Annotated in this window: 11 protein-coding genes; 4 read left to right on the top strand and 7 right to left on the bottom strand. The window is 71.7% G+C overall.

From position 1 onward, the window contains the following. Nucleotides 1–12: 12 nt before the first annotated feature. Nucleotides 13–1917 carry a glycosyl hydrolase family 28-related protein gene (locus EDD93_RS00340; RefSeq protein ID WP_123523256.1) on the top strand — a complete coding sequence of 635 codons (1905 nt, stop codon included), beginning with the start codon at nucleotides 13–15 and terminating at the stop codon, nucleotides 1915–1917. A gap of 99 nt (nucleotides 1918–2016) precedes the next feature. On the opposite strand, the gene EDD93_RS00335 is transcribed toward EDD93_RS00340, so the two are convergent. The 6 genes from EDD93_RS00335 to EDD93_RS00310 form a co-directional block, all read right to left on the bottom strand. Continuing rightward, nucleotides 2017–3216, bottom strand: a complete 1200-nt coding sequence (locus tag EDD93_RS00335; protein WP_123523255.1) for a serine hydrolase — start codon at nucleotides 3214–3216, stop codon at nucleotides 2017–2019. A gap of 110 nt (nucleotides 3217–3326) precedes the next feature. Then, the gene (locus EDD93_RS00330) at nucleotides 3327–4019 is read right to left on the bottom strand and encodes a response regulator transcription factor (protein WP_123523254.1); all 693 of its coding nucleotides are present in this window, start codon (nucleotides 4017–4019) and stop codon (nucleotides 3327–3329) included. Continuing rightward, entirely contained in the window at nucleotides 4016–5110 is a 1095-nt protein-coding gene (locus EDD93_RS00325; RefSeq protein ID WP_123527515.1) for a sensor histidine kinase, read from the bottom strand. The genes EDD93_RS00330 and EDD93_RS00325 overlap by 4 nt, the downstream gene beginning before the upstream one ends. A 102-nt stretch (nucleotides 5111–5212) precedes the next feature. After that, nucleotides 5213–6019, bottom strand: a complete 807-nt coding sequence (locus tag EDD93_RS00320; RefSeq protein ID WP_123523253.1) for an SAM-dependent methyltransferase — start codon at nucleotides 6017–6019, stop codon at nucleotides 5213–5215. Between the two features lie 65 nt (nucleotides 6020–6084). Then, nucleotides 6085–6789, bottom strand: coding sequence for a glycerophosphodiester phosphodiesterase (locus EDD93_RS00315; protein ID WP_123523252.1), 705 nt, complete (start codon nucleotides 6787–6789; stop codon nucleotides 6085–6087). A 23-nt stretch (nucleotides 6790–6812) separates the two neighbouring features. Continuing rightward, complete coding sequence (locus EDD93_RS00310) at nucleotides 6813–7847, bottom strand: adenosine deaminase (RefSeq protein WP_123523251.1); 1035 nt, start codon at nucleotides 7845–7847, stop codon at nucleotides 6813–6815. A gap of 249 nt (nucleotides 7848–8096) precedes the next feature. Between EDD93_RS00310 and EDD93_RS00305 the strand changes: the two genes are divergently transcribed. After that, nucleotides 8097–8909, top strand: coding sequence for a DUF4190 domain-containing protein (locus EDD93_RS00305; protein ID WP_123523250.1), 813 nt, complete (start codon nucleotides 8097–8099; stop codon nucleotides 8907–8909). A 71-nt stretch (nucleotides 8910–8980) separates the two neighbouring features. Here the strand turns inward: EDD93_RS00305 and EDD93_RS00300 are convergent, their stop codons facing one another. After that, complete coding sequence (locus EDD93_RS00300) at nucleotides 8981–9532, bottom strand: NADAR family protein (RefSeq protein WP_123523249.1); 552 nt, start codon at nucleotides 9530–9532, stop codon at nucleotides 8981–8983. Between the two features lie 215 nt (nucleotides 9533–9747). Between EDD93_RS00300 and EDD93_RS00295 the strand changes: the two genes are divergently transcribed. Next, complete coding sequence (locus tag EDD93_RS00295) at nucleotides 9748–11262, top strand: gamma-aminobutyraldehyde dehydrogenase (RefSeq protein ID WP_123523248.1); 1515 nt, start codon at nucleotides 9748–9750, stop codon at nucleotides 11260–11262. Nucleotides 11263–11304: 42 nt separating this feature from the next. After that, nucleotides 11305–12555: a spermidine/putrescine ABC transporter substrate-binding protein gene (locus EDD93_RS00290; protein WP_123523247.1), complete on the top strand. Its 1251-nt coding sequence runs from the start codon at nucleotides 11305–11307 to the stop codon at nucleotides 12553–12555. The last annotated feature ends 15 nt before the right edge of the window (nucleotides 12556–12570 follow it).

The raw sequence follows: 12570 nt of genomic DNA, 5'->3' as shown, positions 1-12570 counted from the left end.
GAGAGGAACGCTGTGACAAGGAGAGACCGGAACCGGCGTGGCGTCGCCTTCACCCTCGGCGCCGTACTGACCGCCGCCTGGCTCGTGCCGTCCGCCGCGCAGGCGGCCCCGCCCGCCCCCGGGACGCCGGCCGCGTCGGCCGCCCGGGGTGCGGCGTCCCCGTTCACCGAGTACGAGGCGGAGGACGGCACCTACGACGGCACCCTGCTGGAGACGGACGCCACCCGCACCTTCGGGCACACCGACTTCGCCACCGAGTCCTCGGGGCGCAAGTCGGTCCGCCTCGACTCCGCGGGTGAGCACGTGGAGTTCACCTCGACCGGCAGCACCAACTCCGTCGTCGTCCGCAACTCCATCCCCGACGCCCCGGGCGGCGGCGGCCAGGAGAAGACGCTGAGCCTCTACGCCGACGGCGTGTTCGTGCAGAAGCTGGAACTGTCGTCCAAGCACAGCTGGCTGTACGGCAACACCGACCAGCCGGAAGGGCTGACGAACACCCCCGGCGGCGACGCGCGTCGGCTGTTCGACGAGTCGCACGCACTACTCGACAGGACGTATCCCGAGGGCACCACCTTCAAGCTGCAGCGGGACGCCGGTGACGACGCCGCGTACTACGTCGTCGACCTGGTCGACCTGGAGCAGGTGGCGCCGCCCGCGAGCAAGCCCGCCGAGTGCACCTCGATCACCGAGTACGGGGCGGTCCCCGACGACGGGAACGACGACACCGACGCGATCCAGGCGGCCGTCACCGCCGACCAGAACGGCGACATCGACTGCGTGTGGATTCCGGCCGGGCAGTGGCGGCAGGAGCAGAAGATCCTCACCGACGACCCGCTGGACCGGGGCCAGTACAACCAGGTCGGCATCCGTGACGTCGCGATCCGGGGTGCCGGCATGTGGCACTCGCAGCTGTACACGCTGACCCCGCCGCAGGACGCGGGCGGCATCAACCACCCGCACGAGGGCAACTTCGGCTTCGACATCGACGACAACACCAAGATCTCCGACATCGCGATCTTCGGCTCCGGCACCATTCGGGGCGGTGACGGCAACGCCGAGGGCGGCGTCGGTCTCAACGGCCGCTTCGGCAAGGACACCAAGATCAGCAACGTGTGGATCGAGCACGCCAACGTCGCCGCCTGGGTCGGCCGCGACTACAGCAACATCCCGGAGCTGTGGGGACCCGGCGACGGCCTCGAGTTCAGCGGAATGCGCATCCGCGACACCTACGCGGACGGCGTCAACTTCACCAACGGCACCCGCAACTCCTCCGTCACCGACTCGTCCTTCCGCAACACCGGGGACGACGCGATGGCGGTGTGGGCGAGCAAGTACGTCAAGGACCCCTCGACCGACGCCGGCCACGACAACGTCTTCGGCAACAACACCGTGCAGCTGCCGTGGCGGGCCAACGGCATCGCGGTCTACGGCGGCTACGGCAACAAGGTCGAGAACAACCTGGTGTACGACACCATGAACTACCCCGGCATCATGCTGGCCACCGATCACGACCCGGTGTCCTTCTCCGGACAGACCCTGATCGCGAACAACGGGCTCTACCGCACAGGCGGCGCGTTCTGGAACGAGGACCAGGAGTTCGGCGCGATCACCCTGTTCGCACAGGGCTCCGACATCCCCGGTGTCACCATCCGTGACACCGACATCGAGGACTCCACATACGACGGCATCCAGTTCAAGACCGGCGGCGGCGCCATGCCGGACGTCCGGATCAGCAACGTGAAGATCTCCGGCTCCGCCAACGGCTCCGGCATCCTCGCCATGGGCGGCGCGCGAGGCAGCGCCACGCTCACCGACGTGACGATCACCGGCTCGCGCGACGGGGACGTCCTGGTCGAACCCGGATCGCAGTTCGTGATCGACGGGGCTGCCGCGCGGGGGAGCGGCACCAGCAGGTGACACCTCGCGGCGCGGCCTGACCGCCCCGCCGCTGCCACCGGGCCGCCCGGATCCGAACGCCGGATCCGGGCGGCCCCGGGGCGTCGCACGCGCCCCGCCTCACTCCTCGTCCGGCGCCCCGAACGCGGCCACCACCGTCCTCATCGCCGTGGCGTCCATGCCCTCACCCTTCGCGTCCGTCGCGTTGACGCTGTAGACGAGCGTCCTGGACAGGTCGGGGGTGGCGGCGATGGCCGCGTTGTAGCCCCAGCGGCCGCCCGTCTTGCCCCAGACCTCGCGGCCGCCCAGCCTCATCACGGAGAGGCCCGCGCTGTACGCGGCGGGCTTGCCGGTGCCGTACTCGCGCACCGACGCGTCCGGCAGCGTGAACATCTCCCGCAGCAGCGGTCCCCGCACCACCCGGCCGCGGAACAGCGCCTCGGTGAAGCGCTCCAGGTCGGCGGTCGTCGAGATCAGGTCCCCGGCAGCCCACGCGTCGCTCGCCCCCCACACCGTGACGTCACGCAGCTCGCCGGACGGCCCGAACACCTGGTAGCCGTGGTTGTGCGGGCCCCGGACCGCCGGATCGGTGCCGGGGAAGTAGGTGCCGCCCAGCCGCAGGGGCTCCAGGATGCGGCGCGAGACCTGCGAGGCGTACGTGTCACCGGTGACCCGCTCGATCAGCAGCCCCGCCACGGTGTAGCCGATGTTGGCGTAGTGCTGCTGCGTACCGGGGGCGAAGTCCGGTGCCGGCGCGGTCGCGGCGCGCACGTCGTCCGCCGGATCACGCAGGTCGAAGCGGTGTGCGTACCAGTCCTCCAGGGTGTCGCCGTTGCCCGGGTCGGGGGAGGGGATACCGCTCGTGTGGTTCAGCAGCTGCCGCACGGTGACCTGCCCGTACGCGGCCGGGATCAGGTCCGGCAGGTAGTGCCGGACCGGCCGGTCCAGGGCGAGCTTCCCCTCGCCGGCCAGTTGCAGCACCACGGCCGCGGTGAAGACCTTGGTGACCGAACCCGCCCGGAAGCGCCCGTCCGGATCGGCCGGGCGGCCGGAGGCCAGATCGTGGACGCCCGCGCTGCCCCGCCAGCTTCCGTCGGTGCCGCCGACCCGGACCAGCGCGGCCGTCGCGTCGTCCGCCGGGAGCCCGTCGATCGCGGCCCGCAGCGCCTGGGCGTCCGGTGCCCGGCCGGTGGACGCCCCGGCGGCGGGACGCGCGCCGGCCGGGACGCGGGCCCCGGCCGAGGCGGGTACGGCGGTTCCCGCGGCGATGCCGAGGACCAGGGCGGTGGCGAGGGCGATGTGTGCGGCGCGGGTGTTCATGACCGGTGCCTCCAGGGGCGCGGAATCCGTAACTGGTTGTGGACTCCATCCTGTTGATCCCCGGACCCCGGCGGATCGCCCGGCCGGGCGGTCCTCGCGGCCGGGATTCCTCACCCGCGCGGGGGAGCCGGGGCCGTCTCTCCCTCCGGCGAGGGAGTGACGACCCCGCACTCGTACGCGCAGATCACGGCCTGGATCCGGTCCCGCAGCCCCAGCTTGGACAGCACATTGCCGACATGCGTCTTCACCGTGTGCTCGCTCACCACCAGCGCGGCCGCGATCTCCGCGTTCGACAGGCCCCTGGCCAGGAGCAGCAGCGTCTCGCGCTCCCGGCCGGTCAGCACGCCCAGCCGCGCCGGCGGCACGGCGGCCGGCGTCGCCGGGCGGGAGGTGTACTCGGCGATCAGCCGGCGCGCCACCGAGGGCGCGAGCAGCGACTCCCCGGCCGCCACCACCCGTACCGCGTGCACCAGGTCGTCGCGGCGGACGTCCTTCAGCAGGAAGCCGCTCGCCCCCGCGCGCAGCGCCTCGAAGACGTAGTCGTCGGAGTCGAAGGTCGTCAGCATGACCGTCCGGCAGCCGGTCCCCGCAGCTATCGCGCGGCACGCCTCGATGCCGTCCGTGCCGGGCATCCGGATGTCGAGCAGCGCCACCTCGGGCGCCAGCCGCCGCACCGCCTCGACCGCCGCCGCACCGTCGCCCGCCTCGGCCACCACCTCGATGTCCGGCTGCGCGTCCAGGATCATCGCGAAGCCGCTGCGCACCAGCTCCTGGTCGTCCGCCACCACCACACGGATCGTCAACGCCCCACCCCTGCCTCTGTGTCCGCTACCGCCCTCGGAATCGTCACCCTCACCTCGAACCCCCTTCCGCCCGGCCCCGGACCGGTGCGCGCCGTGCCTCCGTGGGCGCCGGCGCGTTCCCGGATGCCGGCCAGGCCGAGACCGGTGCCGGCAGCGGGGCCGCGCCCGTCGTCGGTGACCGTCAGGGTCAGCTCGCCGGGGCCGTGCTCGAGGCGGACGCGCACGGCGTCCGCGTCCGCGTGCCTGACCACGTTGGTCAGGGCCTCCTGCGCCATCCGGTAGACGCTCGTCTCGACGGCCGGTCCCGGTGGCAGTGGACTGCCCGCCACCTCGTACGACACCGCCAGACCGCTGCCACGCACCCGCTCGACGAGCCCCGGCAGCCCGGCCAGCGCCGGCTGCGGTGCGCGCGGTGCACCGGCCGGGTCCTCGTTCTCGCGCAGCACGCCGAGCATGCGGCGCAGCTGCACCATGGCGTCGCGGCCCGTGTCCGAGATCGCGTCGAACGCGGCCTCCGCCCGGTCCGGGGCGGTCCGCACCGCCACCGGTCCCGCCTCCGCCTGCACGATCATCAGGCTGACCGCGTGGGACAGGATGTCGTGCATCTCCCGAGCGATCCGGGCCCGTTCACGCGCCGCTGCCTGCTCGGCCTCGATGCGGTGCGTCAGCTCCAGCTGGCGGGCCCGGTCCTCCACCGCCCGCAGATAGGCCTTCCGGGTCACGGCGAGCCGCCCGCAGGCGTAGGCCGCGGCGAACACGAACAGGGAGAACAGCAGCTCCCGCATGTCGGCGCTGTCGATCCCCGTCGAGCCCAGCACGCCCACCGCCGTGACCAGCGCGACCACGAGCCGCTTCGGCGGCGAGGAGAGCTCGGCGACCGTGTAGAACGCCACCAGCCCGGTGTACGGGAGCGGCTGCCCCGGCCCGTCCACGGCGAACTTGTACAGGGCGCCGGCCGCGAGCACCGCGAACAGCACCGCGACCGGTGCCCGGCGGCGGACGGTCAGCGGCAGCACCAGCAGGGTCGTCAGCCCGTACGACGTCCATGTCGCGGCCGGCAGGTCCGGGGCACGCGGCACGACGAAGGGCATGGTCACGGCCGCCTGCACCAGCACGGCGATGAGCAGGTCGACGGTGCGCGGCCCGGCCGCGAGGGCCCGCGCCGTGACATCCCGTATGTGCACCCGGTGCCCTCAGCGCTTTCTGGCCACGGCGCCGAACTGGGCCACCTCGGCGGCCCGGGTGCCGGGCGCGGGGCGCCAGCGCGCGCACGAGACGATGCCCGGTTCGACGAGGTCGAGACCGGACAGGAACGCGGCGAACTCGAAGCGGCTGCGGGCGGTGATCGGGGGCGTGGCGTTCTCGTTCCAGAACCGCATCGCCGCCTCGTTGCCCTCGCCGCCCAGCTCCAGCGTGGGGTGGGTGAGGACCAGGTAGCTTCCGGAGGGCACCGCGTCCATCAGCCGCCGCACGATGCGCAGCGCCTCGTCCGTGTCGAGGACGAAGTTGAGGATGCCCAGGAGCATGACCGCGACCGGCCGGTCCAGGTCGAGCGTCGGCCGGGCCGCCCGCAGGATCCGCTCCGGGTCGCGGGCGTCCGCCTCTATGTACTCGCTCGCGCCCTCCGGCGAGCTGGTGAGCAGCGAGCGGGCGTGCGCCAGGACGCTCGGGTCGTTGTCGACGTACACCACGCGGGCGTCGGGAGCGGTGTGCTGGGCGACCTCGTGGGTGTTGTCCGCGGTCGGCAGACCGGTTCCGATGTCCAGGAACTGGCCGATGCCCACGTCACCGGCCAGATACCGCACCGCCCGGCCCAGGAACGCCCGGTCGGCCCGCGCCACCTCGCCGATGCTGGGATACATGCCGGTGACCCGGTCTCCGACGGTCCGGTCCACCGGGAAGTGGTCCTTGCCGCCGAGCCAGTAGTTCCAGACCCGGGCGTTGTGCGCGACATCGATACGGACCTGGGAGGGAAGGGAGTTGCGGTGGGGGACGGACACGTCTGCTCCTCGGGTGCCGGGCCCGGCATCGGGACGATGAGGTGGCGTCCATGATGCCGGACCGATCAAGGCGAGGTGTGGTCCGGGGAGTTGGTGATCAGCTTGTGCAGTACATCGACCCGGTTGGTGGTGATGGAGTCCACGCCGTCCCGCAGCAGCCTGCGCATGGTGCGCCCGGTGTCCGCCGTCCAGGCCGAGACCAGCAGCCCGTCCCGGTGGTTGCGGTCCGTCAGCTCCCGGCTCACCAGACCGAACCGGTAGTTCAGCCAGCGCGGCCGCACCGCCGCCAGCAGCCCGGCCCGGGGCGGTACGAGGGTCGTCCAGGTCATCGCGATCTCGGCGGACGGATCGGCGGCCCGGACCCGCAGCATCGCCTCCGGGCCCGCACAGTAGTAGGCCCGCTCCCCGGCCCCGCACTCCCGTACCGTCCCGACGGTCCTGCGCACCGAGTCCTCGGTGGAGCCGGGCAGATCGACCATGACGCGGTGCGCCCCGGCGGCGAGCAGCGCCTCGCGCAGGGTCGGCACGCCGCCCGCCGTCAGCTCGCTCAGCTCCTGCCGGGTGAGCCGGTCCAGCCGCACGTCATGACCCCACAGCCGCTCCAGCGTGGCGTCGTGCAGCAGGACGGGCACACCGTCCCGGGTGACCCGGACATCGATCTCCACCGCGTCCGCCCCCCGTTCGAGGGCGGAGCGGATCGAGGCGAGGGTGTTCTCGCGGACGCGGTACGGATCGCCGCGATGGGCGACGGCGGTGACAGGGGTGGCCATGGGGCCATTGTCACCGCCAGGGGTCACCGGCCGGTGTCCGCCAGCCAGCCGGTGGTGTACGTGTCGATCTCCTCGGCCAGCCTGCGCTTGCCGGCCGGGTCGAGGAAGGACGCCTCGACGGCGTTCTTCGCGAGCCCGGCGAGCCCCCGCTCGTCGAGCTCCAGGAGGCGGGCCGCCACCCCGTACTCGGTGTTGAGGTCGGTGCCGAACATGGGCGGGTCGTCGCTGTTGATCGTGACCAGCACCCCGGCCTTCACCATCTCCTTGACCGGGTGCTCCTCGATGTCCGCCACCGCGCGGGTCGCGATGTTCGACGTGGGGCAGACCTCCAGCGCGATCCGGTGCTCGGCGAGGTGTTCCAGGAGCCTCGGGTCGCGAACGGAGCTGGTGCCGTGGCCGATGCGCTCGGCGCGCAGCGCGGTCAGCGCGTCCCAGATCGTCTCCGGTCCGGTGGTCTCGCCGGCGTGCGGCACGGAGTGCAGGCCCGCCGCGATGGCGCGGTCGAAGTACGGCTTGAACTGCGGGCGGTCCACCCCGATCTCGGGCCCGCCGAGACCGAAGGACACGAGCCCCTCCGGCCGCAGGTCGACGGCGAGCCTGGCGGTCTCCTCGGCGGATTCGAGCCCGGCCTCGCCCGGGATGTCGAAGCACCAGCGCAGCACCACCCCGAGTTCGGCCTCGGCCGCTTTGCGGGCGTCCTCTATGGCCTCCATGAAGCCCTGTTCCGGAATGCCGCGCCGGGTCGAGGAGAACGGGGTGACGGTCAGTTCCGCGTAGCGGATGTTCTGCCGAGCCATGTCGCGGGCGACCTCGAAGGTCAGCAGCCGGACGTCCTCCGGGGTGCGGATCAGGTCCACGACCGAGAGGTAGACCTCGATGAAGTGCCCGAAGTCCGTGAAGGAGAAGTAGTCGGCCAGCGCCTCGGGGGCGGTGGGGACCTTGGAGTCGGGGTGTTTCGCGGCCAGCTCCGCGACGATGCGGGGCGAGGCCGAACCGACGTGGTGAACATGCAGCTCGGCCTTGGGCAGCCCCGCGATGAAGGGGTGCAGATCGGACAACGGATCCTCCGGGAGCAGGGGGTGGCGCGGGGCCCGGACACAGGTGGGAACCGGGCGGCGGACGGAAGTCATCGTAGGACGGGGGCGAGGGCTCTCGTCTGGATCGGGCTGGGCTCGCGGGGTCCGGTGCCGCACCTCGCCTCGTCGCCTCAATTCTCCGCCTTGCGATGCACGACACCGGACCCCGCTCCCTGATCCAAACGAAAGACCCTGGCCGTAGCATGACGGGCATCACGATGGGGGAGGCCCATGTCAGACAACACAGAGCAGCCCGAGGACAGGGCCGTGCCGCGCGATCCGTGGGCTCCGCCGGACAACAGGGTGCCGCTGGAGAAGAACAGCCCGTCGGACGCCCGTCCGCCGGCCGTGCACGACCAGCCGACCGTCGGCGCGATGCCGGGCGTCGACGGGCCGCAGGGCGGTCCCGCCGGTCCCGCGCCAGGCTTCGGCCCCCCGGCGGGTACGGGGCAGCCGTCCGGTCCCGGCGGCCCGTTCGGCCCGGAGTCCGTGCCGCCGCCGCCCGTCGGTCCCAACGGCCCGGGTCAGCAGAGCCCGCCGGCCGCCGGCCAGTACGGGTACCCGGGGGCGCCGTCGCAGCAGCCCGCCGGCCAGTACGGCTACCCGGCCCCGCAGGCCCCGCAGTACGGCGGCGGCTACCCGGGCTACCCCGGCTACGGCCAGAACGCCTGGGGACCGCAGCCCGCGAACGGGCTCGGGATCGCCTCGATGGTGCTCGGCATCATCGCGGTGGCGCTCTTCTGCCTGTACGGGCTCGGGATCATACTGGGCGTCCTCGCGCTGATCTTCGGCCTGATAGGCCGGGGCCGGGTCCGCCGGGGGGAGGCCGACAACGGGGGAGTGGCCCTCGCCGGTATCATCCTCGGCTCGGTCGGGATCGTCGTCAGTGCCGTGTTCCTGGGTCTGGTCATCTGGGCCATCGCGAGCGACGCCGATGACGACAGCGGCTACGGCTACGAGCCGTACTCGGCCTCGCAGGTCATCGATTCGCCGGTCGCCGGATCTGCGGTCGCCGGATCCCCGTTCGCCGGTGTGATCCGCTAGCGGGAGTGCAGTCGGTCCCGGGCGGGCGCAGCGCCGCCCGTCCGGGACTCCCGCTTCGCCCAGGGGCCGTTTCATATCCGGCCGGTGCCCTCCCGCAGCCCCGTCCGCGCGTCCATCAGCGCGAAGCCGAGCAGATTCAGCCCCCGCCAGGCCGCCGGGTCCTCCGCACGCGGATCGTCCGCCGTCAGCCCGATCCCCCAGATCCGGTCCATCGGGCTCGCCTCGACGAGCACCCGCTCGCCCGTGCCCAGCAGGAACTCGCGCAGCGCCGGGTCCTGGCCGAACTTGTGCAGGCTGCCCGTCACCACCAGCCCGTACCGCTCGCGCTCCCAGACCGCCTCGTCGAAGCCGCGCACCAGCCGGCCCGTCTTCTTCGCCTCGGCCGGGCTCCTGGCCGCCACCGCGCGGGCCTGTGCCTCCGCGTCGCCGAACAGCCGCGCCTTGCCGGCCATCATCCAGTGCTCGGCCGACGCGTACGTCACCCCGTCGACCGTGAACGGCGACGGCCACCACTGGCTGAGGCAGCTCGCACCGATCTCCCCGTCGGCCCGCGGCCGGTGCCCCCAGAACCTCAGATACTTCACTCGCTCACCCCGGCGAGCCCGCGTCACGAGGTCGTCCATGTGTTCCATGACACGTGAGTCTGGCATCCGCCACTGACACTACGTACGGGGAATTCCGCACTGACACGACACATGGTCGACAGATTCCGTTGCGTAACCAAAAGGCAACAACGGAATCACTTGTTGGGCTGGGTCCCCTCTGTCAGGATCGGCACTCAAATCGAGCAGGAGCTACGCCGCCCCGCACTCCGGGAACAGCGGCGGAGGAGAGCGTGATGGGCAACAGCTTCCAGGTACAGGACCGCTTCGCGGACGGCGCACAGTACATCGGCGGAAGACTGCGACCCGGCACTTCGGGACGCAGCCACGACGTGGTGAACCCGGCCACGGGCAAGACCGTCCACACCTACGAGCTCGCGGGCACCGCCGATGTGGACGCGGCCGTCGCCGCCGCGCGGGAGGCGTTCCCCGGCTGGTCGGGCGCCACCCCGGCCGAGCGGTCCGAGGCGATGCACCGGTTCGCCTCGGTCCTCGCCCGGCAGGCGGACGACTTCGCGTACGCGGAGTCCCTCCAGTGCGGCAAGCCGGTCAAGCTCTCCACCGAGTTCGACGTGCCCGGCACCGTCGACAACGCGTCCTTCTTCGCGGGCGCGGCCCGCCACCTGGAGGGCAAGTCCGCCGCCGAGTACGACGGCGACCACACCTCGTACGTACGGCGTGAGGCGATCGGCGTCATCGGCTCCATCGCCCCCTGGAACTACCCGCTCCAGATGGCCGCCTGGAAGATCCTCCCGGCCGTCGCCGCGGGCAACACCATCGTGCTGAAGCCCGCCGAGATCACCCCGCTGACCTCGCTGATGTTCGCGCAGGCGGCCACCGAGGCCGGCATCCCGGACGGCGTGATCAACATCGTCAACGGGGCGGGCAAGGACGCCGGGGAACACCTCGTCGGCCACCCCGACGTCGTGATGACCTCCTTCACCGGCTCCACCGCCGTCGGCAAGCGGGTCGCGGAGATCGCCACCTCCACCGTCAAGCGCCTCCACCTCGAACTCGGCGGCAAGGCCCCCTTCGTCGTCTTCGACGACGCCGACCTGGAGGCCGCGGTCAACGGAGCGGTCGCCGGCTCCCTCATCAACACCGGCCAGGACTGCACGGCGGCCACCCGGGCCTGCGTCCAGCGCCCGCTGTACGACGCCTTCGTGCAGGGCGTCGCGGAGCTGATGGAGACCGTCCGGGTGGGCGACCCGTTCGCCCCGGACACCGACCTCGGCCCGCTGATCAGCCACGCCCAGCGTGACCGGGTCGCCGGATTCGTCGAGCGCGCCCGCGCCTACGCCACCGTCGTCACCGGCGGCGAGGCCCCCGGCGGCGAACTGGCCGACGGCGCCTACTACCGGCCGACCCTGATCGCCGGAGCGGCCCAGGACAGCGAGATCGTCCAGGCCGAGATCTTCGGCCCGGTCCTGGTCGTGCTGCCCTTCGACACCGACGACGAGGGCATCGCGCTCGCCAACGACACCCCCTACGGACTCGCCGCATCCGCCTGGACCCGCGACCTGTACCGGGCGAACCGCGCCACCCGCGAGATCAAGGCGGGCTGCGTCTGGATCAACGACCACATCCCGATCATCAGCGAGATGCCGCACGGCGGGTACAAGGCCAGCGGCTTCGGCAAGGACATGTCGTCGTACTCCTTCGAGGAGTACACGCAGGTCAAGCACGTCATGTACGACAACACCGCGGTCGCCCGCAAGGACTGGCACCGCACGATCTTCGGGGACCGATAACCAGGCCGGTCCGGCCGCACACCACCCGAAAGGGCAACGCGCATGGAGCAGTACGAGCCCGAGCGTCTCTCGGCGGCCCAGCTGGCCGCGATGCGTCGCACTCTGACCAGTGGCAGGGGAGCCCTCACCCGCCGATCGCTGCTGCGCGCCTCCGGCACCGGCGCGCTCACACTCGGCGGGCTCGGCCTGCTCGGCGCGTGCGGAATCCCTCCCGCGAAGCGGGAGGGGGACGCCGCGGCCGCCTCCGACGACCATTCGGCCAAGGAGAAGCAGGTCAACTTCTCCAACTGGACCGAGTACATGGACGTCACCGACGACGGCAAGCACCGGCCCACTCTGGAGCAGTTCACCGAGCGCACCGGGATCAAGGTCAAGTACACCGAGGACATCAACGACAACGTCGAGTTCTTCGGCAAGATCAAGCCGCAGCTCGCCGCCGGCCAGGACACCGGCCGCGACATCATCTGCGTCACGGACTGGCTCGCCGCCCGTATCGTCCGGCTCGGCTGGGCGCAGAAGCTCGACGCCTCCAACCTGCCGAACGCCTACGCCAACCTCTCCGCCCAGTTCCGCTCCCCGGACTGGGACCCGGGCCGCGCCTACTCCTACCCCTGGGCCGGCATCCCCACCGTCATCGCCTACAACTCCAAGGCGACCGGCGGCCGCAGGATCGACTCCGTCAGTCAGCTGCTCGACGATCCGAAACTCAAGGGCCGGGTCAGCTTCCTCTCGGAGATGCGCGACTCCGTCGGCATGACCCTGCTCGACATGGGCAAGGACCCCGCCGCCTTCACCGACGCCGACTACGACGCCGCGATCGGCCGGATCCAGAAGGGCGTCGACCGCAACCAGATCCGCCGGTTCACCGGCAACGACTACACCGCGGACCTCGACAAGGGCGACATCGCCGCCTGCGTCGCCTGGGCCGGCGACATCATCCAGCTCCAGGCCGGCAACCCGGACATCAAGTACGCGATACCCGCCGCGGGCTACGTCATATCCAGCGACAACATGCTGGTCCCGGTGAAGGCACGGCACAAGACCAACGCCGAGAAGCTCATGGACCACTACTACCGGCCGCCGGTCGCCGCCGAGCTCGCCGCGTACATCAACTTCGTCTGCCCGGTCGACGGCGTCCGCGAGGAACTCGCCAGGATCGACAAGTCGATGGCCGACAACCCGCTGATTCTCCCGGACAAGAAGATGGCGGCCGCCTCGCACGCCTTCCGGTCCCTGACCGCCGAGGAAGAGACGGCGTACGAGGAGAAGTTCGCCAAGCTCATCGGCGCCTGACACCGCCCCGTCCCG

The sequence above is a fragment of the Streptomyces sp. 840.1 genome, from assembly GCF_003751445.1.
Classification (GTDB): Bacteria; Actinomycetota; Actinomycetes; order Streptomycetales; family Streptomycetaceae; genus Streptomyces.
The sequence above is the reverse complement of the archived record's forward strand: the minus strand, read 5'-3'. Positions and strand labels throughout refer to the sequence as shown.